The sequence below is a fragment of the Rhodoblastus sphagnicola genome (assembly GCF_002937075.1).
In the GTDB taxonomy this organism is placed as follows: Bacteria; Pseudomonadota; Alphaproteobacteria; order Rhizobiales; family Beijerinckiaceae; genus Rhodoblastus; species Rhodoblastus sphagnicola.
In genome coordinates, this window is record NZ_NHSJ01000045.1 from 51,267 (window position 1) to 72,100 (window position 20,834).

Below are 20,834 nucleotides of genomic sequence, written 5' to 3' on the forward strand. Positions count from 1 at the left end.
GGGGCGGAACGCCTGCGCCTTGTTCGTGTCGAATGTGTGTCCAGCTTAGCCTTAGAAGCGATGGGCCTCCGCGTCCAGAGGCGCTGAGCAAAAGGCGCCGGATTCATTGCTATTTTCTGTCGATTTTTAACGGTCGGGCGGCGCGGAGCCGAGGAAGTCGCTTTCGAGCAAGCCAAACAGGAGGTGGTCCTGCCAGGCGCTGTCGATCAGCAGGTAGGCGCGGGCGAAGCCCTCATGCTGGAATCCGAGCCGCTCCAGCAGGCGCCGGGAGCGTTCGTTGTGCGGCGCGCAGGCGGCCTCGACCCGGTGCAGCCGCAAGTCGGTGAAAGCGTGGCGCAAGGCCGCGTGGACGCCTTTGGACATATAGCCCTGGCCGGCGAAGGCCTCGCCCATCCAATAGCCGAGCGTGGCGCACTGGGCGACGCCGCGCCTGATATTGCCAAGCGTCAGGCCGCCGAGCAGCGCGTGGTCCTGTTCGCGGAACAGCAGGAAGGAATAGGCCTGATCGTCCTGACGGTCGCGGTCCTGACGCAGCAAGCGGCGGCGAAAACCGGCGCGGCTGAGATCGTCGGCGGGCCAGCGCGGCTCCCAGGGTTTCAGGAACGCCCGGCTGTCGGCGCGCAAGTCGCGCCAGCACTCGAAATCCCTGTTCATGGCGGGGCGCAGATAGACCCCCTCGCCAGGGATGACCTGTTCGGCGGGCTTGCGGCGCGACAGCGTGAAAAAGCTCATAACGGGCGGCTGCGAAGGCATTTGTTCTTTTTGGCGCGACGACGGAACGCCATCTCGTCCCCGGTTAATCTACACGCCCGCGAGGCGCGCGGCTATGTCTCCCGTCGTCACGGGCTTCTTCACCGCGCCGAGAATGGCGACGGTTGGCGGCGTGCGCAGCAGGGATGCGCCGGCCGCGCGCACAGCCTCCAGCGTCAGCGCGTCGATTTTCCCGATGACCTCGGCCTGGGAAAGAACGCGTCCAAAAATCATGGTCTGCCGCGCGATCTGTTCGGCGCGCGACGACGAGCTTTCCAGCGCGGTGAGCAGGGCGACCTTGGTCTGCGCCTTGGCTCTGAGCATGTCGGTTTCGCTTAGGGATTGTGCCGCCTCCCCCAGAACGTCCACGCCGACCGCGATGAGTTCGCGCACGTCGCCGGCATTGGCGCCGGCTTCAAAGCCGAACAGGCCCGCGTCGAGGAACGACCAGTGGAAGGCCGACACGCCATAAGCGAGGCCGCGCTTTTCCCGCACCTCCTGGAACAGCGGCGAGGCCATGCCGCCGCCCACAGCATTGGCGAAAATATGCGCCGCGTAATTGGACGGGTCGGCATAGGACAGGCCGGCAAAGCCGATCACGACCTGGGTCTGCTCCAGCTTCTTGGAGACGAGGATCTCGCCGCCGAGATAGTTCGCGGGCGCGAGCGGGGACGCATCGTGACCCGGCAAGGTGGCGAACAGGGATTCGGCATGGGCGCGGATCGCGGCGTGATCGACCGCGCCCGCGGCGGCGATCACGCAATTTTTCGCGGTGTAGTGACGGTCGAGATAGGCCTGGATCGTCCCGCGCGAGAAAGCCTTCACCCCCTTCGCCGTGCCGAGGATCGGACGTCCGATCGGCTGGTCCGGGAAGGCGGCGGCGTTGAACAGGTCGAACACCAGTTCTTCCGGCGAATCCTGCATGGCGGCGATTTCTTGCAGGATCACCTGCTTTTCCCGCTCCAGCTCCTTGGCGTCAAACAGGCTCCGCGTGAGAATGTCGGCCAGCACGTCCATCGCCAGCCCGCAATCCTCGCGCAAAACCTTCGCGTAATAGGCGGTGTTTTCGACTGATGTCGCGGCGTTGAGGTCGCCGCCGACATTTTCGATGGATTCGGCGATGGCGCGGGCGTCGCGCCGCGCTGTGCCCTTGAAGGCCATATGTTCGAGCAGATGCGACAGGCCATGCTCGGCCACGCTCTCATGGCGCGACCCCGCCGCGAAATAGACCCCCAGCGAAGCGGTCTCAAGGCCGGGCATGGCGTCGGTGACGACGCGCAGGCCGCCGGGAAGTTCGGTGGTTTCAACCGCCATGTTTTTGGGTCACGGCGCGGGCGCGGGATTTGATGAAACCGGCGATCTTTTCCGAATCATTGGGCAAAATGTCGAACTTTTCACGGCGTGAGAACAGGTCGGCGAGATGGGCGGGCAAGGGCGCGGACACGCCAATCGCCGCCTTGACCGCGTCGGGGAATTTGGCGGGATGCGCCGTGCCCAGCGCGACCATGGGGGTTTTGGGATCGCGCGCCAGATGCTCTCGCGCCACATGGACAGCGACCGCCGTGTGGGGGTCCAGAATATAATCGCATTCGCGATAGGTGCGGGCGATCTCTTGCGCCGTGTCGGCCTCGCTGGCGGACCCGGCGGCGAAATTTTGGCGGATCGCGGCCAGCGCCGGGGCGGGAATGTCGAAGGCGCCGGACTGGTCAAGGCTCGCCATCAAGCCGCGAAGCACGGAAGCGTCGCGCCCCACCGCGTCGAACAGCAGGCGCTCGAAATTGGAGGACACCTGAATGTCCATCGAGGGCGATTGGGTGGCGTGGACGCCGCGCACCTCATAGCGTCCGGTTTCCAGCGCGCGCGCCAGAATGTCGTTGGAATTGGTGGCGACCACCAGTTTTGACACCGGCAGGCCCATCCGCCTCGCCATATGGCCGGCGAGAATGTCGCCGAAATTGCCGGTCGGCACCGTGAACGAGATTTCGCGGCCGGGACCGCCGAGCACGGCGGCGGCGGTGAAATAATACACCATCTGCGCCACGACGCGGGCGAAATTGATGGAATTGACCCCGGACAGCCCCAATTCCTCGCGCAGCGGCGCATTGCGGAAAAAGGTCTTGAGCATGGCCTGGGCGTCGTCGAACGTGCCTTCCAGCGCGATGGCGTGGATGTTGGCGTCGGCCACGGTCGTCATCTGCTTGCGCTGCACGTCGGACACGCGGCCGTGCGGGTAGAGGATGAAGACATCGACTTGATCGAGGCCGCGAAACGCCTCGATGGCCGCGGCGCCGGTGTCGCCCGAGGTGGCGCCGACGATGGTTGCGCGGCGCCCCTGCGCTTTCAGCGCCTTGTCCATGAGACGGGCGAGCAGTTGCATGGCGACGTCCTTGAAAGCCAGCGTCGGCCCGTGGAACAGCTCCAGCACGAACAGATTGTCGTCAATCTGCGCCAGCGGCGTCACCGCCTTGTGGCGGAAGGTTTTATAGGCGCCCTCCAGCATGGCGCGGAATTCGGCCGGGGCGAGGCCGCCGTCGAGAAAGGGCGAAATCACCGCCTGCGCCACATCGACATAGGGTTTTCCCGCGAAACCGCGCAAAACCTCGGCCGACAGGGTCGGCATTTTCTCCGGCACATAGAGGCCGCCGTCGGGCGCGAGCCCGGCGAGCAGGGCTTCGGTGAACGTTCTTACGGGCGCCTGTCCGCGCGTGGAAATATAGGTCAAGGTTCTCGATCCGCTGCTGTCGCCGCACCTTTAGACGCTTGCGCGGCGAAATCCAAGGCTTTGGCTTGAACACGCCCCGCCTGTTTGCTAGGCCTGTCCCGCCTGAAGGCGGCTCCCTTGCTGCGCCGCCCTAGATTTCTGGAGTCGTCATGGCGCGCGAAAACATGTTCCGGGCTGTCCTGCTGGCGTTCGGCCTGCTTCTGGGCCTTGCCGCCCCCGCGAGCGCCCAGGGCGTGGCCAAGGGCAAGTTCGGCGATTGGGAAATGCGCTGCGAGACGCCGCCGGGCGCCGCGCGCGAACAATGCGCGTTGATGCAGAGCGTCGCCGCCGACGACAAGCCTAACGTCAATCTCGTGGTGATCGTGCTGAAGACGGCCGACGGCAAGAGCAAGCTGTTGCGCGTGATCGCCCCCTTGGGCGTGCTGCTGCCTTCCGGCCTTGGCCTGAAAGTGGACCAGACCGACATTGGCCGCGCCGGCTTCGTGCGCTGCCTGCCCTCCGGTTGCGTCGCGGAAGTGGTGATGGACGACAAACTGCTCGACCAGATGCGCGCCGGGACCACCGGCACCTTCATCATCTTCCAGACCCCGGAGGAGGGCATCGGCATCCCGCTCACGCTGACCGGTTTTAAAGACGGTTTCGAAAAGCTGCCTTGACTTGGGACGCCGTTTCGGGCGACTTGATCCAAGTCAGTAAAAAACTCCGCGGAAGAGTTCAGCCGTAAAAAGCTGACGCCGAAGGCGCAACCGCCCCGGAAACGCTCAGGCCCAAAGGACCGCGCGAGAGATGACGCTCTGGAAAGAGACGGACGTTTCGTCTGTCCACCGACGAGGGTAACCCGGCAAAAAATCCGGGGAAATCTTTCAGGTCTGCGAGACAGAGGGGGCGAGACGCGGAGGGGTTTTCCGCAGAATCGCTTTAGGATGTCCGCATGATCGCTTCGCCCACTCCCTTGCACGCGCTGCACCTCGGCCTTGGCGGTCGCATGGTCGCCTTCGCCGGCTACGACCTGCCGGTGAACTATCCCGCCGGCATCATCGCCGAACATCTTTGGACCCGCGAAAACGCCGGCCTGTTCGACGTCTCTCACATGGGGCAGGCTTTTGTCAGCGGCCCCGGCGCGGCCGCGCGGCTGGAAACCCTGCTGCCCGGCGACCTCCAGGGCCTCGCGTGCAAAAGAATCCGCTACAGCCAGTTCACCAACGCGGACGGCGGCATTTTGGACGATCTGATGGTGACGAAGCTGGATGAGGCCGGCGACAAGCTGTTTCTGGTCGTCAACGCCGCCTGCAAGACCCAGGACTTTTCCCTCCTGCAAGCCAACCTGCCCGATCTGAAACTGGAAATTCTGCAAGACCGCGCCCTGCTCGCGTTGCAAGGGCCTTTGGCCGCGCGGGCGCTGGAGCGCCACATCCCCGGCGTCTCCGCGCTAAAATTCATGGCGCAACAGGATTTCGTCTGGCGCGGCGAGACCCTGTTCGTCAGCCGCTCCGGCTATACCGGCGAGGACGGGTTTGAAATCTCGATTCCCGCCGATTTCGCTGAAAATCTCGCCGAAAGCCTGCTGGCTGAAGAGGAAGTGCAGGCCATCGGCCTGGGCGCCCGCGATTCGCTGCGGCTCGAAGCCGGCCTGTGCCTTTACGGCCACGACATTGATGCGACCACCAGCCCGATCGAGGCCGGCCTGAACTGGTCGATCTCGAAACGCCGCCGCGAACAAGGCGGTTTTCCCGGCGCCGCGCGCGTCCAGCGGGAACTTGGCCAGGGCGTGGCGCGTCTTCGCGTCGGGCTGATTCTCGACGGCAAGGCGCCCGCGCGCGAGGGCGCGGAGATCGTTGACTCAACCGGCGCGATTGTCGGCCGCGTCACCTCCGGCGGGTTTTCGCCCAGCTTGAGCAGGCCCATCGCCATGGGCTATGTCGCGCCAAAATGCGCCGCGCCGGGAACGCCGCTGTCGCTGATCGTGCGCGGCAAACCCCTACCGGCCCACGTCAAAACCCTTCCCTTTGTTCCCAACCGCTATCAGCGCTGACAACAGGAGCCTTCCATGACCAAAATCCTGTTCACCAAGGATCACGAATATATTGTCGTCGAGGGCGACATCGGCGCGGTCGGCATCACCGATTTCGCGCAAGGCCAGCTTGGCGACGTGGTCTTTGTCGAACTCCCCGAAATCGGCAAGGTCACAAAACCCGGCGATCAGGCCGGCGTGGTCGAATCGGTCAAGGCGGCCAGCGACGTGTTCGCGCCGATCGCCGGCGAAGTGGTGGAAGTCAACAAGGCGCTGGAGGAGAACCCGGCCCTCGTCAACGAGGACGCGCAGGGCGCGGGCTGGTTCTACAAGGTCAAGATCGGCAATCCCGCCGAACTCGACGCGTTGCTCGACGAGGCCGCCTACAAGGCCCATTTGGAATCGCTCGCCTGATGATTGAAGACACCCCCGTCTGCCCCCATTGCGCCAAGCCGGACTTCTTGTGCGTCTGCGCCGAGGTTTCCCCGGTCAAGACGCGCACCAGCCTGCTGATCCTGCAACACCCGCAGGAGCAGGATCGGCTGCTCGGCACCGCGCGCGTCACCGAGCGCGGCTTGAGCAATTGCGTCGTAAAAGTCGGCCTGTCCTGGCCGAGCCTCGCCAAGGCGCTGGGCCGCGACGCGGACCCGAGCCAATGGGGGATTCTGTTTCTGGGGGCGACGCGGGCCGCCGACCTGCCGCGCGACCGCGAACTGGTGGTTTTGGACAAGAAGGGCGCCGCTCTGGACAACCAGGACACTGCGCTGAAGGGCCTGAGAGGCGTCGTGGTGTTCGACGGCTCGTGGAGCCAGGCGAAAACCCTGTGGTGGCGCAATCCCTGGGTCTTGAAGGCGCGGCGCCTGGCGCTGAATCCGCGCGCGAAATCGCTTTATGGCAATCTGCGCCGCGAACCGCGCCGCGAGGCTTTGTCCACGCTGGAGGCCGCCGCGCTGGCGGTCAGCCGGCTCGATGGCAAGCCGGAGATCGAGACGGCGCTGCTGAAAGATTTCGGGCTGATGCTCGACAAATATCGCGCCGCCCTTGCCGACGGACTCGTCGCGCCGGAAAAAAAGAAGTCAGCGTCGCCGGCCGCCTGATTTTTTTTCCGCTGGCCCCAACACCCGATCCAGCCCATAGGCGCCGGCGAGGCCCGCGGCATAGGCGACAAAATTCCATGCGGAGAACACCCGGCCGAGGGTCCAGGCGCCGGTCGCGGTCATGCGGAACACGTCCAGGGCCGGCGTATGGACCAGTTTTACAAACTCGATCAGCGCGCAGATCAGGGCGGCGATATAAAGCACCTGCGCGCGCGGGCGGGAGCGCAGCAGCAGCGCGAAGAAAAAGAAATACATCGCCGCCCACAGCGCCGAGCCGCCATATTTGACCCAAAAGGCGGGGACGCCGTATTTGTGGCCGTAGGCGCGCAGGACGACGCCCCCGGCGATGATCAAGGCCAGGGCGAGCGTGCGTTTGAGTGGAATCGAGACGGTCATGGTCCTTTAGTGGTCGATGGCGCTGAATCGCGCAAGGTTTTGCATGCGGCCGTTTCGTGGTACAAGCGCGCAATTCTTCCTCGAAATACAGGGATTCCGCATGGAGCGGATCGACGAGGCCGCGCCGCAAGGCCCGGTCGCCACGGAAATTTTTTCGCCGAACACAAAACCCTCGCTGGTCGGCCTGACCCGCGCCCGGCTGGCCGAATCCCTGCGCGGCATCGGGACGCCCGAGCGCGAAATCCGCATGCGCGTGGCGCAACTCTGGCACTGGATGTATTTCCACGGCGTCCGCGAATTCGACGCCATGCTGAATGTGTCAAAAGTGATGCGCGCAAAACTCGCCGAGCATTTTACGCTGGCGCGGCCGGTGGTGGCGGAAGAGCAGGTGTCCGCCGACGGCACCCGCAAGTGGCTGATCCGCATGCCGCCGGTGGACGCGCTCGACAAGGGCGCGGAAGTGGAGTGCGTTTACATTCCCGAGAGCGACCGGGGCACTTTGTGCGTTTCAAGCCAGGTCGGCTGCACGCTCAACTGCACCTTTTGCCATACCGGCACGCAAAAGCTGGTGCGCAACCTCACGACGCAGGAAATTGTCGGGCAACTCATTGTCGCGCGTGAGCGCCTGGGCGATTTCACCGGCCTGACGCGTCCGGACGACGACGGCCTGATCCCCTCGGGGGAGGGCGCGCGCGCCGTGTCCAACATCGTGTTCATGGGCATGGGCGAGCCGCTGTATAATTTTGAAAATGTTCGCGACGCCGTGGAAATTCTGTCCGACGGCGACGGCCTGTCGCTGTCGAAACGCCGCATCACCGTCTCGACCTCCGGCGTCGTGCCGGAAATCGAGCGGCTCGGCGAGGAGGCCGGCGCGGCGCTGGCCATTTCGCTCCATGCGGTGCGCGACGAGTTGCGCGACAAGCTGGTGCCGCTCAACAAGAAATATCCGATCAAGCAGTTGCTTCAGGCCTGCCGCGACTATCCCGGCGCCTCCAACGCCCGGCGCATCACCTTTGAATATGTCATGCTCAAGGGCGTGAACGATTCCCCCGCCGAGGCGCGCGAACTGGTGCGGCTGCTCAAGGGGATACCGGCGAAAATCAATCTGATCCCGTTCAATCCCTGGCCCGGCGCGCCCTATGAGTGCTCGGACTGGGAGACGATCGAGAAATTTTCCGACATCGTTTTCAATGCCGGCTACGCTTCGCCGGTGCGGACGCCGCGCGGCCGCGATATTCTGGCGGCTTGCGGGCAGTTGAAGAGCGAGACGGAAAAGCTGCGGGCAAGAGCAAGGCTGGCGGCGGAACTGGAGTAAAACAGCCGTCAGCCATTCGTACCGGGGCCATGGTTCGAGACGCCGCTATCGCGGCCCCTCACCACCAAGATTTTCTTTAAGTCGAAACAATATATTAGCCCTCATCCTGAGGAGCCTGCGCAGCAGACGTCTCGAAGGACGAGGGCGGTCCGCGGTTGGAGCGGTCACGCCCCCACAACCTCCAGCTCAAACGGAATGTTGCCCCGAGTCGCGTGGCTGTAAGGGCACACCTTTTCGTGCGCCTCTTCAACGATTTTGCGCAACTCTTCGGTCGGAACGCTTGCGGACTCGACCTTGATCTTGACCGCAATGCCAAAACCGCCGGCGTCGCGCGGGCCGACATCGACCTTGCAGGTCACTTTGGCGTCGGGAATTTTCACCTTGTGCTGCGAAGCAACAAAATCCACCGCGCCGCCGAAGCAGGCGGCATAGCCCGCCGCGAACAGGTGTTCCGGCGTGGTCGTGCCCGGTTTGCCCGGCCCGCCCATGCCTTTGCGCACGGAGAGATCGACCGAGACCGAGCCATCGTCGGTTTCGGAATGGCCGTTGCGGCCTCCGGTGGAGGTGGCTGTGGCGGATTCCAGCGATTTTATTTTGGACATAGGCGTTCCTCTCCGGCTGAGACTGTGCGGATAACGCTTTACCACGTCGCGGGTTTCGTCAATGTCACGCTGTAGCCTTTCCTTTCATGTCGATGTTCTATAAAAGTTCCGCTTTCGAGAGGTTTTGATGGCGTGGTCGGCGCAGCAGGAAAAGGCATTGAAGGCGGTGGCGGAATGGGTCGAGGACTCAGGATCGCCGCAGGTTTTCCGGTTGTTCGGCTATGCCGGAACCGGCAAGACCACGCTCGCGCGGCATCTCGCCGAACAGGTCGATGGCGACGTGCAGTTCGGCGCCTTCACCGGCAAGGCCGCTCTGGTTTTGCGCTCGAAGGGCTGCGACGATGCGCGCACCATCCATTCCATGATCTATCGCCCCAAGGATATGGACACGGAGGAGCCAAGCTTCGTCCTTAACGAGGACGCGCCCGCCAGCAAGGCCAGCCTGATCGTGATCGACGAATGCTCCATGGTCGATGAGGACCTTGGCCGCGACCTGCTGTCGTTCGGCAAGAAAGTTTTAGTGCTCGGCGATCCCGCGCAATTGCCGCCGATCAAGGGCGGCGGCTTTTTTACGGAACAGACCCCTGACATGATGCTGACAGAGGTGCACCGACAGGCGGCGGACAATCCCATCGTGCGCCTGTCCATGCAGGTGCGCGCCGGAGAACGGCTGGATTTTGGCGATTATGGCGCGTTAAAGGTGGTGTCGCGCAAGGCGATCGACGCGGAACTGGTGAAAAAGGCCGATCAGGTTCTGGTCGGACTCAACAAGACGCGGCGCGCCTACAACAAGCGTCTGCGCGAATTGTTCGGCTTCAAGACCGCGACGCCCGAGGTGGGCGAAAAGCTGGTCTGCCTGCGTAACGACAAGACCAAGGGCCTGCTCAACGGCGCGGTGTTCCGCGTCCACAAGTCTTCGGGACTGCGGCGGGCGCGCCTGCGCATGTCGCTCATTCCCGAGGAAACGCCGAGTGCAAAACCCATCAGGGTCGGCGTGCTCCCGTCCTTCTTCGAGGGGACGGAAGAAACCCTGCCCTATGCGCAGCGCCGCGAGTCCGACGAATTCGACTATGGCTACGCGCTCACCGTCCATAAGGCGCAGGGTTCGCAATGGGATGATGTCGTGCTGTTTGACGAAAGCTACGCTTTTCGCGAGAACCGCGAGCGCTGGCTCTACACCGGGGTCACCCGAGCGGCCAAAAGCCTGACGGTCGTGATCTGAAACAAGAACCGCAGGCTAAAGCCGGCGGTTCGCTGTTTGAAATGAACTTGCTTGCCAACGAGCCTCTTGCACCTGCGCCTGCGGTTCTCTCTGTTGTTCAGGAATGGCGCGCCCGCCAGGAATCGAACCCCAACCCGATCAGGCCGATTGTTCGCGCTGATTTTAACGATGTGTTTGGCTCGCGCGCCGTCCGTCGCTCAGTTGGCTACGATCTTGCAGACGTCTCCGGGCTTCACCCCGGCCTCGGCAATCTCGTTGAGCATCTCGAACTGCTCGACAGCGTGATCGCCAACCGCCATTCGCGCCGCCAGCGTGGCGAGCGTGTCCCGCGCGCCCGCGGCGACGATGCGCAGGCGCAAGGCCGAGGCGGTCTTGATCTCCTCCGGCGCCAGGGCGCGAAAACTTCCGATCGAGGTGGTGAAGTTCTGCCGCGCTTCCGGCGTCAGCGCCTTCACGGCGAAAATGATGCGGTAGAGATCGTCGCGATACGCGATCACGGCGACCCTGAAATTCCATTCGCCGGCGCGCGCGTCGGCGAAGACGGCCGGGAGGCCGTTGACCTGGCCGGTTTCGATGGTGGAGGACAGCAAACCGTCGATCCAGCCGGAGGTCAGATAGTCGCTGAGACTCTTGCCCTCGGGGGCGCGCACGCTGTCAAGCCGCAGGGCTTCGGCGCCGCCATTGGCGACGCCCAGCACCGCCGCATGGGAATTTTCCAGTGCGAAACCCTCGGGCGCCTCGAAGGCGAAACCCAGACGCGGATGGACGAAGCGGCGCCCGGAGATGGCCCCGTCCTTGGGGTCATCGCCAAAAGTCATCCCGTCGAGGGCGGCGAGATAGGGCGCGCGCGCCGCCTCGCCAATGCCGGGCGCGCCGATCTGCCGCGCCTCTCCGAGCGCCGCCGAGATGCGCTCCGGGGTCGAGGGATGGGTGGAAAGCAGATCGGGCTTGTCGCTCTTTTGGCCGGTCATTTCATTGCGCAGTTCGGACGCGCGCTCCAGCGAATTGAGGAACCGCGCGGCGCCGAACGGGTCGTAGCCCGCGCGCGCCGCCGCCCTGATGCCGATCCGGTCCGCCTCCAGCTCCTGCTGGCGGGAAAATCCGGCCAGGGACAGGGCTGAGGTGGTCTCGACCTGTTCGCCCTTCTGCCGGTTCTGGATCACCGTCGCCGCGCGCGTGATCACCTGAGCGGTTTTTTCCTGCTCGGCGCGCAGAAAGGCGTGGCGGGCGGTGACATGACCAATCTCATGCGCCATCACGGCGGCGATCTCCGCCGTATCGTTGGCCAGCGCCAACATGCCCCTGGTGACGAACAGATCGCCGGACGGCAGGGCGAAGGCGTTGATGACGCCTGAGTTGAGGATGGTGACGCGATAGGGCTGGTTCGGCGTGTCGCTGGACCGCGCCAGCTTGTTCAGCACGTCGTTCAGATAATTTTCCGCCTTCGGCCAGCGATATTCGCCGCCGAACAGGGCGATCAGCTTCTTGCGCTCGGCGGTATCGACCACCGTGGGTTTGGGCGGCGCCGGAGCCGGCGTTTCGACCGCTCCGACCACGCCCTGACGCTCCAGCGTCGAACATCCGGACACCAACAGAAGCGTTGCAAGGGATGACCCAAGGCCGGAAATTCGCCACGCCTGCCTTAGCTTCGCCGCCATGTCCTCTTTCGCCTGTTTCGGGCTTGAGCCGTCAAGAATTCTGGGCCGTCAAAATTTCCGATCGGACGCTTTCGCCGCGTCGCGCGGCGGCTCATCCATAAACTCGATTTGCTCGGGATGGAACAATTCCATGTGGGGTCCGCGCTCCAAATCGACAATCCCGCGCAGGCGAAGCTTTCCCGCGCGTAAATTCGCTTCGGAAAAGCCGGCGCGCTCGAAAGCCGGCCAATTGCGCTTGGCGATGGAGGCATGGAAACCGCCCCATGCGCCGAAATTCAGGTAAGTGCGCGGCGGCGTGCGGCCGATGGAGGCGATTCGCCCCTCGACGACGGCCAGGACGCCGTCACGTCCGGCGAAATCTTGCGGCCGGTCCGCCGCGAGCACAGCGAAGGCCGGATCGGCCCACAGGCCGAGCGCGGCGTCGCGCGCAGCGTTTTCGGCCGCGCGCGCGTCATCCTCGCAGGGCGCCGCGCCCGCGCCGCGCATCGCCAGACCCGCGCCGAGGAGGAGTTCGTCCACAGGCTCGTCCTGGTCCGGCAGGAACAGCCGCGCCGGGACGCGCCCCCAGCGGTCGGCGGCGCCAAGCGGCTGCAAGAACACGATCTTGCCTTGCAACAGCGCCTGAACCTGCGCTGTGGTGGTCCTGACGCGTTCGGGCTCGGCGGGACTGGCGCGCGGCGGCTCGAGAGCGGGAAAGGCGATCAGACGCCCATCGGCAAGGAGAATGTCCAACCGATCGCCGACGGAAACGACCTCGACGCGCTCGCGCTTCACATCCGGGCAGGCCGCGCCCGCGGCGGGGCTTGCGGAGCCGGCGATCAAACAGGTGAGGACAACGATCAGTGAGCGCATGGGCGCAAACTTAACCGCCTTCCGCCGCGCGAAATGTTTTTCCAGGAACAATTTTGTGGTAGAGCGTGGACCCGTGATCGGACGTCGGTTTCCTCGGCGGTCCCGCGTCCCGGTAGCTCAGCAGGATAGAGCAACGGTTTCCTAAACCGTAGGTCAGGGGTTCGAATCCCTTCCGGGACGCCAGTCTTTTCAATATGTTAGCCGGTGTCTGGTTCGATGGTTCGGAATTATTTTACCTACTGACCTTGGTTGGGATCAACTAGGGAACGCACCACGCCTGCTCGACGCAACTTCCCGAGAAAAAGAAAAGCGACCACCAGACTCCGTCCCCTCGTTGAGCGATATCAGCAACTCCGACCCGAGAATCGCACATTTTCCGATGCTTTCGGGATCACCTGAAAAGTGAGGGGATCGCTGACGTTCTGGACAGATGATCCTCAATTGGTGAGCGCGTTCGTGAGTATATTCGAAGAAAAATAAGCAACCGCGGATGCAATCTTCTAAGAAATCAGGAGACTATCTTCGCTAAGAACCCCACCAGATCGTCGGTGGCGAAATCCACATGGGCCGGCACACCCTCGTGCTTCTCCCAGGCCTCGCGAAAATCCTCGGCGCCGTGCTTCGGCTTCACCAGTACGGTCAGCATGCCGCTGGCGTGGGGCGCCTCCAGATTGTGGACGATGTCTTCAAACATGGCCGCGCGCGCCGGATCGACCGCATGGCGCTCGAAAAACCGCTGGTAGGTCAGCAAATGCGGTTTTGGCAGAAAATCGCCATGCTCGATCGCAAAACAATCGTCGAACAGGTGATCGATGCCCAATTGCTTCGCCGTCGCCAGCGCGTGGGCGTGCGAGCCGTTGGTGAGGATGAGCTTTCGCCCCGGCAGCGCCTCAATGGCCGCCGCCAACGCCGGATTGGGGTCGAGCGAACTGCGGTCGATGTCGTGGACGAATCTTAGAAACTCGGTGGGATCGACCTGATATTCGTGGATCAGGCCGGAAAGCGTCGTCCCGAACACCCGATAATAATGTTTTTGCAGGGCGCGCGCGGACATGCCGTCTAGGCCGAGCAGCGCCGCCATATAGGCGGTGATGCGCGCGTCGATTTTCGGCCAGAGGTCGCTGTGCGGCGGATAGAGCGTGTTGTCGAGGTCGAACACCCAGGTTTCAACCTGTCGAAAATCCTGAAGCGCGCGCTTGATCGGAACGGAAAAGGTCATGCGACTCCCATATGGGCGCCGCATGACGTTTGTGCGAGGCTTGGTCCGCGCATTACCGCGTGATCAGCGTGCCCGCGCCGTGATCGGTGAAAAGTTCGATCAGAACGGCATGGGGAATCTTGCCGTCGAGAATGACCACGCCTTCCACCCCCTGCTCAATGGCGTAGATGCAGGTCTCGACCTTGGGAATCATGCCGCCGGTTATGGTGCCGTCGGCGATCAGGCCTGGAATTTCGCCGATCGTCAGACGCTTGATCAGCTTCTTGTCCTTGTCGAGCACGCCGGGCACGTCGGTGAGCAGCAGCAGGCGCTTGGCGGCGATGGCGCCGGCGATGGCGCCGGCGAACGTATCGGCGTTGACATTGAAGGTCTCGCCCTCCACGCCGAGCGCGATCGGCGCCAGCACCGGGATCAGTTCGCGGCCCAGGATCTGCTCGAGCACGGTGGCGTCGACCTTGTCGGGTTCGCCGACAAAGCCGTAATCGACCGGCGGCTTGCCGTCCTGCGCCGGACGCTCGACCTTTTTCGCGGTGACGAGCTTGCCGTCCTTGCCGCACAGGCCGAGCGCGTGACCGCCCTCATTGTTGATGTAGCCGACGATCTGCTTGTTGATGGAGCCGGCGAGCACCATTTCCACCACTTCCACCGTCGCCTTGTCGGTGATGCGCAACCCGTCGGCGAATTCGGACTTGATGCCGAGCTTTTGCAGCATGACGCCGATCTGCGGGCCGCCGCCGTGCACCACCACGGGATTGACGCCGGATTGCTCCAGCAGGACCATGTCGCGGGCGAAATTGCGCGCGGTTTCCTCGTCACCCATGGCGTGGCCGCCATATTTCACCACCACCACCGATTCGTCGTAGCGCAGCATGTGCGGCAGCGCCTGCATCAGGATTCTCGCCTGATTCACCGCTTCGGCGGTGTCGAGGGGCTGCGAGGTCGGGAGATCGCTCATGATACCGCCTTTGTTGGTTGCGGGCGCCTTTTAGCTTGAGTCCGCCGCCCGCCTCAAGCGCGCAAGCGGGCAAAAGTCTCGCTGTCGCGTTCGGAAACGAGCTTCACGATCGCTTCGCGCAAGTCGCTCACACCTTCGCCCGTATGCGACGACAGGAAAATGACCTCCGGATGCGCGGCGGGATTTTTCCGCAGGACCGCGCGGGCCTCGTCGAGCGTGGTCTCCACCGCCGACTTCTTGACCTCGTCGCGCTTGGTCAGAACGATCTGGTAGGACAGCGCCGCCTGATCCAGCAGGGTCAGCATTTCGCGGTCCACGTCCTTGACGCCGTGGCGCCCGTCGATCAGCACGAACACCCGCGCAAGACTGGCCCGCCCGCGCAAAAAATCCTTCATCAACCGGGTCCAGTTGGCGATCTTTTCCTTGGAGACCGCCGCATAGCCATAGCCGGGCATGTCCACCAGCCGCAGCAGCGGGTTTTGCGCGTCGGGGCCGAGGTCGAAGAAATTGAGGTTTTGCGTACGGCCAGGCGTATGCGAGGTGCGCGCCAGCGTTCTGCGCGTGGTCAGCGCATTGAGCAGCGACGATTTTCCCACATTGGAGCGGCCGGCGAAGGCTATCTCCAGCGGACCCATCGGCGGCAGCCCGTCGCTCTTGTCGGCGGCCCAGAGAAATTCGCAATTCTGCGCGAACAGCCAGCGGCCGATTTCGGCGTAGTCGGGAGAATCGGGTTCTGTCATCTGGTCGCCATCCAAGCGGGATTTCCGAAAAAGGCGCCGCCCGCTTTCGGATGAACCTCCTGCCAAGGGGATGCCCCTCCCCGCATGCGGGGAGGGGAAGACATCAGTCCTTTTTGCCGAAGGTGTTGCGCAAATTGCCCAGCAGTTCGATCTTCACGCCGGCGCGTTTCATGATCAGGCCCTGCTGCGACACCGAAAGCAAGTTGTTCCAGGTCCAGTAGATCACAAGGCCGGCCGGGAAAGAGCCGAGCATGAAGGTGAAGATCACCGGCATCCAGGCGAACATGGTTTTCTGGACGGGATCGGCGGGCTCCGGGTTCATCTTCATCTGCACCCACATCGACACGCCCATGATGAGCGGCCAGATGCCGAGATGCAGCAGGTGGCCGAACACCGGCAGCGTGGTGGGATCGACGGCGAGGAGGCCGAACAGGTTGAACACATTGGTCGGATCGGGCGCCGACAGATCCTGGATCCAGCCGAAGAACGGCGCCTGCCGCATTTCGATGGAGACGAACAAGACTTTATAGAGCGAGAAGAACACCGGGATCTGCAACAGCACCGGGAGGCAACCCGAGACCGGATTGACCTTCTCCGTGCGGTAGAGCTTCATCATCTCTTCCTGCTGCTTCTGCTTGTCGTCGGCGAATCGCTCCTGAATCGCCTTCATCTTCGGCTGGATGACCTTCATCTTGGCCATTGAGGCGTAGGACTTGTTCGCCAGCGGGAAGAACAAAGCCTTGACGATGAGCGTGATGAGCAGGATCGCGACGCCGAAATTCCCGACCAGATTGAACAGGTTTTCCAGCAGCCAGAACATCGGGCGGGTGATGAAATGGAACCAGCCCCAATCGATCAGCATGTCGAACTTGCTGACGCCGAGATCGTTCTGATAGTGCGAAAGAACCTTGCTTTCCTTGGCGCCGGCGAAAACCCGGGTCGAAAGCGTCAGGGTTTCGCCCGGCGCCAGCGTCTTGGCTTCGCCGAAGGCGTCGGTCTGGTATTGCGGCTTGGCGCCGGCGAATTCGCGGAACCAGCCCTTGTAGCTCTGCCCGGCGTCGGGAATGATGGCCGTGGCCCAATATTTATCGGTGAAGCCGAGCCAACCGCCCGTCGCGTAGGCGTCAACCGGCAGAACCTTGGCCTTGTTGGTTTCCTTGGCGATTTGCGCGTAGGTCAACTCGGTCGAGGCCTGCTCCGCGCCGATCACGCCGATGAAGCCCTCGTGCAGCACCGCATAGCCGGAGGTCTTGGGCTCACCCTGTCGCGTGGCGGAGGCGTCGGAAAAGAAGCTCACGCCCTCTTTGCCATGATTCTCCAGCGTGTCCGCGACAGTGAACATATAGTTCTCGTCGACCGAAACCTTGCGCTTGATCACCAAGCCCTTGCCGTTGTCGAAGGTGAGCGTCACCGGCGTCGCCTCGGTCAGACGTTCGGCGTCGGCCTTCCACAGGGAATCGGATTTCGGCAGATCGACCGTCGCGCCGCGCGGCGCGACATAATTGAGGTCGAGGAAATAGCCGTCCGGCGCGCCCGAAGGAGACAGCAGCACGATGTTGGGGCTGCTGGGATCGGTCGTCTCGCGATACGCCTTAAGCGACAGATCGTCGAGCCGCGCGCCCTTGAGCGCCAGAGTTCCGGACAGTTTCTGCGTGTCGATGACGATGCGCGGGCTCGCCGCCAGCGCTTCCGCGCGGGTCACGCCAGCGGGTTGCTGCGGGGCGGCCGCGCCCGGCTCGGGCGTCGGCGCCGCGGGATCCGGGGTCGCCTGGGGCTTGGCGCCCAATTGTTCGAGCTGGCTCTGGGTCTGCCGCGCCTGCTGCACTTTCGGCGTGGCGAAGAAATAGTTCCAGCCGACGATGACCATCAGCGACAGCGCCATGGCGAGGAGGATGTTTTTTTGATCGTTCTGCATGTTCAGCGGTCTGACTTGCGTTCGGCGGAATGGATTTTCTGCAAGGCGCTCAAGAATTCGCCGCGCAGGTCTTCAAAGCCCGTGGTCAGCGCCTCGATCCGGCCGACCAGGACATAGTCCATCCCGGCCCTGGCGCCATCAATGGCATGGAGGCGCACGATTTCGCGCAGGCGGCGACGGATGCGGTTGCGGATAACGGAATTGCCGGTCTTTTTCGTGACGGTGAAACCGAAACGCGGCGCCGGACCGACGCCCTCATCTTCACCGCGAGCGCGAACCTGAAGCAGAAAGCCGCGCCGATGCTGGCGGCGGCCCTTGGCGGCGGCGAGGAAGTCCGCGCGCTTCTTCATCCGTTCGGGGCGCGACAAAGCAATCGCGTCGCCTCCGGCCTGAACCGAAGGGCGGCGCGATGACATTTCGCCGTCGCCTGGACGGGACATGGCGCGAAAACGCGCCGAAACTCAGGCCGAGAGGCGCTTGCGGCCGCGCACGCGGCGGGCGTTGAGCACTTTGCGGCCGCCGACGGTGGCCATGCGGGCGCGAAAACCATGACGGCGCTTGCGCACGATCTTCGAAGGTTGATAGGTCCGCTTCACGGGTCTGCTCCGATTGTCTGGAAGCGCCGGGACCAGCCGACGCCAAATTTTTCAAGGTTTCGCGCTTTCGCTGGTTCGTGTCTGCGCCTTTAACAGGACTTGGCCTGGATCAAGACACAAACACCCCTCGACGTCGGCGCGAAGCCGAAATCGCGAGCGGCCTTATAGAGGCAAGGCCTGGAGAAAGTCAACGCGGGCGGCGCGCTAAACCAGAGAACTCGCATACGGAATTTAGTTCCACGCCGAAATCTCAACCCGTCGAAAAACAAACGAGCAGTCTGGAGCGACTCTTTCCTCTCGGACATGCTCGCTCAAATCTGAAATGCGATGGCCCTGCGCGGCCAACGGCGCCGGCTTGGCGGCGGCGTGAGTCATTGCGGACCTTTGATTCCCGGCGGACGAGCCACGCGGCTCCAACCGCATCGCGCATCCGCCGATGCGTGTCCCCGCGCGGGGAGCTTCCGCTCGCATTATTATGGCGCGCTCCGCCACACAGACCATAAAACTGTGTGCTCCATCAAGCCGCGCGGGAAAGCGGTTGGTTGGCGGACGCGCCCTCCCTCCTGTGGGCGCAATCACGTCAACGGGGTTTCCGAGCCATGGCGCGGGAACGATGCGTGAAAAAATCGCGTCGGCACACTTGCCAAGGCTGAAGAGAGCGGCTACACAGCGCCCCTGTCGCGGTGACCAAACGCCCCGCGAAAGGCGCCCGTAGCTCAGCTGGATAGAGCACTAGACTACGAATCTAGGGGTCAGGAGTTCGAATCTCTTCGGGCGCGCCATTCTCGTGCAAAGCTGGGCACCGGCGACACAGCAGTCGCATCGCCCGCTGCTACGCCGGCCAGAAGTGGTTTCTTCGGGCCGAAAATCCGAATGACCTCGGGGCCGATGATTACCGCATCGACGAAGAGACGGAGCCATTCCCGTCGGAATGCGGGGTCGGCGTCACGAAGACGCTTTTGGACGCCAGTCGAAAATTCCTTGACCTTTATCGCATCCAGAACGACGGGTTGGGCCGCCAAGCGAAGCTTCAACGATGCGGCTGCATTTTCCGCTTCGGACTTTTGCAGCTTAAGGACATCGATCTTGTCCTTCAGAATGGGATCGTCGAGATCCGTAATTCCGCGCGCGACCATGTCGTATAGGTTTTTCAGCTGAGAGGCGGCGGCAGCTTCGCGCATTTTTTCTCGCTTTAGTTCATCTTCAATGCCGGCTCGTCCAGACTGCGTGCGATCGAAAATTTCTCGCAGAAGCAAAGCAAGGCGATCAGGCTTGAGCACTTGGGCTTCAATTTCGGACAAAACGGCTTCGTCCACAAAGTCCATTCGGATCGATTGCCCTTGGCAGAGAACTTTTCCCCGTGTCGCTTGATTCGCGCACGTCAGGTAACGATACCGGCCGCCTTTCCCCGTCCGCAGCATCATGGCGCCGCCACAAAGCTCGCACTTGGCCAATCCAACCAGAAGAGTCGGCCCGTTGACTACGCGCGGTGCGGTTTCTCTGGGTCGCGACGCTTGCAGCTTTCGCTGAACGGCATCGAATGTTTCCGGCGCAATGATGGGCTGCACCGGAATTTTGATCCACTCATCTTCCGGCCGGAGTTCTTTCGTTCTGGAGTTTGTCTTGTTGTACCAGTGTTCACCCTTATATGCCGTGCGCTTGAGAATCTTTTCGATCGTGCTGGTATGGAAAACCGCCCCCCGGTGCTTGATCTCGCGCTCGTTAAGATATTTTGCGATCGCTTTGATGCCCAAAGCAGGCTGCGTCTTATGTCTGCCAAGATATAAATCGAAAATTAGTACAACAACCTCGGATTCGCATAGATCTGGTTCTAACTTCTTCTTTTCTTTCTTTCCATATACGCTGTCGATGACCGTTTTGAAACCGAACGGCGCCGCTGCCCCATTCCAGAAACCATTTTCAGCATTCGCAGCCATGACGTCGCGCACGGTTTCGGCGTTCACCTCGGATGCGTGTTCATCAAACGCTGCGATGATTGAACCCATCAGGGTGCCGGTCGGTCCATCCGGAAAATCTTGTGTGGCCGAGACCAGGTTGACGCCGGCCTCTTGCAGGGTGGCTTTGTAATTCAAATAATGCCGCAGGTTCCTGAAAAAGCGGCTGATCGAATATACGACTACTGTGTCCACATTGTTCTGCCTGTCGCAGGCGTAGGCTATCATTTGTTGAAATTCTTGGCGGTCTTCAAGCCGCCCGGTGCGTCCGCGATCGACGAAGACCTGTTTCAAATCACGATCATTCGCCTCACACCAATGGCCCATTTTAGCTTTTTGTTCGTCGAGGGAAATCGCGTGTTTGGCTTGGCGCGTCGTGCTGACACGGGCATAGCCAATTGCCATCGATCTGCGTTTGACCGCTAAAGCTTGGGATTTTTTCATGGCGTATCCAAATCATTTTCCGGCTTGAGCGACGACATTTCGGCCGACGGCAAGCAATCCGCACACCACGTCAGAAGCAGTTCGATCTCGCGTGGCGATATCGCTTGCTGTTGGCCGAGTTCGGACTCGACGCGTCGTTCAGGGGATTTGCGATCAGCGCTCTTGTCATTCCGCTTCCTACCCACAGCCACAACCCTAGCGGCCGTGCGCGTGTCCTTAGGAACGCAACGTCGCTTCTAGCGGCGCTTTGATTAATGGCGCGCCAACAGGGTGTCTTGGTTGGGTTTGGTGGCTTCAGCAGGCTGAAGCCGTTGGGAAGCAAAATTAGAACATCTCGGACGCGCAAAGGATAACTCATTGGTTCCCTTAACGCAATCGGCCCGAT

At 62.5% G+C, this 20,834-nt stretch carries 20 protein-coding genes, 2 tRNA genes and 1 riboswitch; of the genes, 8 read left to right on the top strand and 14 right to left on the bottom strand.

The annotated features are described in order from the left end of the window. Positions 1-126: 126 nt before the first annotated feature. The 3 genes from CCR94_RS07420 to thrC are packed head-to-tail and all read right to left on the bottom strand — an operon-like array spanning position 127 to position 3,472. The gene (locus CCR94_RS07420) at positions 127-753 is read right to left on the bottom strand and encodes a GNAT family N-acetyltransferase (RefSeq protein WP_425332319.1); all 627 of its coding nucleotides are present in this window, start codon (positions 751-753) and stop codon (positions 127-129) included. Positions 754-801: 48 nt separating this feature from the next. Continuing rightward, entirely contained in the window at positions 802-2,064 is a 1,263-nt protein-coding gene (locus CCR94_RS07425) for a M16 family metallopeptidase (protein WP_104507244.1), read from the bottom strand. Then, positions 2,054-3,472: a threonine synthase gene (gene thrC / locus CCR94_RS07430; RefSeq protein WP_104507245.1), complete on the bottom strand. Its 1,419-nt coding sequence runs from the start codon at positions 3,470-3,472 to the stop codon at positions 2,054-2,056. The genes CCR94_RS07425 and thrC overlap by 11 nt, the downstream gene beginning before the upstream one ends. Before the next feature lie 149 nt (positions 3,473-3,621). Between thrC and CCR94_RS07435 the strand changes: the two genes are divergently transcribed. The 4 genes from CCR94_RS07435 (at position 3,622) to CCR94_RS07450 (ending at position 6,580) form a co-directional block, all read left to right on the top strand. Then, the gene (locus tag CCR94_RS07435; RefSeq protein ID WP_104507246.1) at positions 3,622-4,128 is read left to right on the top strand and encodes an invasion associated locus B family protein; all 507 of its coding nucleotides are present in this window, start codon (positions 3,622-3,624) and stop codon (positions 4,126-4,128) included. A gap of 39 nt (positions 4,129-4,167) precedes the next feature. Then, positions 4,168-4,260: riboswitch (glycine riboswitch) on the top strand. A gap of 143 nt (positions 4,261-4,403) precedes the next feature. Beyond that, positions 4,404-5,504: a glycine cleavage system aminomethyltransferase GcvT gene (gene gcvT / locus CCR94_RS07440; RefSeq protein ID WP_104507247.1), complete on the top strand. Its 1,101-nt coding sequence runs from the start codon at positions 4,404-4,406 to the stop codon at positions 5,502-5,504. A 15-nt stretch (positions 5,505-5,519) separates the two neighbouring features. Next, positions 5,520-5,897 carry a glycine cleavage system protein GcvH gene (gene gcvH / locus CCR94_RS07445; RefSeq protein ID WP_104507248.1) on the top strand — a complete coding sequence of 126 codons (378 nt, stop codon included), beginning with the start codon at positions 5,520-5,522 and terminating at the stop codon, positions 5,895-5,897. Beyond that, positions 5,897-6,580 carry a tRNA-uridine aminocarboxypropyltransferase gene (locus CCR94_RS07450; RefSeq protein WP_104507249.1) on the top strand — a complete coding sequence of 228 codons (684 nt, stop codon included), beginning with the start codon at positions 5,897-5,899 and terminating at the stop codon, positions 6,578-6,580. Before gcvH ends, CCR94_RS07450 begins: the two co-directional genes overlap by 1 nt. Here the strand turns inward: CCR94_RS07450 and CCR94_RS07455 are convergent. Next, on the bottom strand, positions 6,560-6,976 hold the full coding sequence (locus tag CCR94_RS07455) for a ribosomal maturation YjgA family protein (protein ID WP_104507250.1): 417 nt from the start codon (positions 6,974-6,976) through the stop codon (positions 6,560-6,562). The two genes, CCR94_RS07450 and CCR94_RS07455, sit on opposite strands and share 21 nt — an antisense overlap. Positions 6,977-7,076: 100 nt before the next feature. On the opposite strand from CCR94_RS07455, the gene rlmN reads away from it, so the two are divergent. Next, a complete protein-coding gene (gene rlmN / locus CCR94_RS07460) occupies positions 7,077-8,291 on the top strand; it encodes a dual-specificity RNA methyltransferase RlmN (RefSeq protein WP_104507251.1) in 1,215 nt (404 codons plus the stop codon). 164 nt (positions 8,292-8,455) lie between these two features. Here the strand turns inward: rlmN and CCR94_RS07465 are convergent, their stop codons facing one another. Then, the gene (locus CCR94_RS07465) at positions 8,456-8,893 is read right to left on the bottom strand and encodes an Ohr family peroxiredoxin (RefSeq protein WP_104507252.1); all 438 of its coding nucleotides are present in this window, start codon (positions 8,891-8,893) and stop codon (positions 8,456-8,458) included. Between the two features lie 127 nt (positions 8,894-9,020). On the opposite strand from CCR94_RS07465, the gene CCR94_RS07470 reads away from it, so the two are divergent. Further along, entirely contained in the window at positions 9,021-10,115 is a 1,095-nt protein-coding gene (locus tag CCR94_RS07470) for an ATP-dependent DNA helicase (RefSeq protein WP_104507253.1), read from the top strand. A gap of 197 nt (positions 10,116-10,312) precedes the next feature. Here CCR94_RS07470 and CCR94_RS07475 read toward each other — a convergent pair whose 3' ends face one another. Together CCR94_RS07475 and CCR94_RS07480 are read right to left on the bottom strand one after the other, a co-directional pair. Continuing rightward, positions 10,313-11,704 (bottom strand): M48 family metalloprotease, encoded by a 1,392-nt coding sequence (locus CCR94_RS07475; RefSeq protein ID WP_244593970.1) that lies wholly within the window; start codon positions 11,702-11,704, stop codon positions 10,313-10,315. A 117-nt stretch (positions 11,705-11,821) separates the two neighbouring features. Beyond that, positions 11,822-12,625 carry a hypothetical protein gene (locus CCR94_RS07480; protein WP_146089888.1) on the bottom strand — a complete coding sequence of 268 codons (804 nt, stop codon included), beginning with the start codon at positions 12,623-12,625 and terminating at the stop codon, positions 11,822-11,824. Between the two features lie 106 nt (positions 12,626-12,731). On the opposite strand from CCR94_RS07480, the gene CCR94_RS07485 reads away from it, so the two are divergent. Beyond that, positions 12,732-12,808, top strand: a tRNA-Arg gene (locus CCR94_RS07485). Positions 12,809-13,133: 325 nt separating this feature from the next. On the opposite strand, the gene CCR94_RS07490 is transcribed toward CCR94_RS07485, so the two are convergent. The 6 genes from CCR94_RS07490 to rpmH all read right to left on the bottom strand — a co-directional run bounded on the left by CCR94_RS07490 (position 13,134) and on the right by rpmH (position 18,050). Continuing rightward, on the bottom strand, positions 13,134-13,844 hold the full coding sequence (locus CCR94_RS07490) for a pyrimidine 5'-nucleotidase (protein ID WP_104507256.1): 711 nt from the start codon (positions 13,842-13,844) through the stop codon (positions 13,134-13,136). A gap of 52 nt (positions 13,845-13,896) precedes the next feature. Then, positions 13,897-14,799: an acetylglutamate kinase gene (gene argB, locus CCR94_RS07495; protein ID WP_104507257.1), complete on the bottom strand. Its 903-nt coding sequence runs from the start codon at positions 14,797-14,799 to the stop codon at positions 13,897-13,899. Between the two features lie 53 nt (positions 14,800-14,852). Continuing rightward, positions 14,853-15,539 (bottom strand): ribosome biogenesis GTP-binding protein YihA/YsxC, encoded by a 687-nt coding sequence (yihA, locus tag CCR94_RS07500; RefSeq protein WP_104507267.1) that lies wholly within the window; start codon positions 15,537-15,539, stop codon positions 14,853-14,855. A 103-nt stretch (positions 15,540-15,642) separates the two neighbouring features. Further along, positions 15,643-17,454: a membrane protein insertase YidC gene (yidC, locus tag CCR94_RS07505; protein WP_104507258.1), complete on the bottom strand. Its 1,812-nt coding sequence runs from the start codon at positions 17,452-17,454 to the stop codon at positions 15,643-15,645. 2 nt (positions 17,455-17,456) lie between these two features. Beyond that, a complete protein-coding gene (gene rnpA / locus CCR94_RS07510; RefSeq protein WP_425332320.1) occupies positions 17,457-17,804 on the bottom strand; it encodes a ribonuclease P protein component in 348 nt (115 codons plus the stop codon). Positions 17,805-17,915: 111 nt separating this feature from the next. Then, entirely contained in the window at positions 17,916-18,050 is a 135-nt protein-coding gene (gene rpmH / locus CCR94_RS07515) for a 50S ribosomal protein L34 (protein ID WP_088519659.1), read from the bottom strand. A 705-nt stretch (positions 18,051-18,755) separates the two neighbouring features. On the opposite strand from rpmH, the gene CCR94_RS07520 reads away from it, so the two are divergent. After that, positions 18,756-18,832 (top strand) — tRNA-Arg (locus CCR94_RS07520). Here CCR94_RS07520 and CCR94_RS07525 read toward each other — a convergent pair. Beyond that, positions 18,803-20,449 (bottom strand): recombinase family protein, encoded by a 1,647-nt coding sequence (locus CCR94_RS07525; RefSeq protein WP_104507260.1) that lies wholly within the window; start codon positions 20,447-20,449, stop codon positions 18,803-18,805. The genes CCR94_RS07520 and CCR94_RS07525 overlap by 30 nt on opposite strands. Between the last annotated feature and the right edge of the window lie 385 nt (positions 20,450-20,834).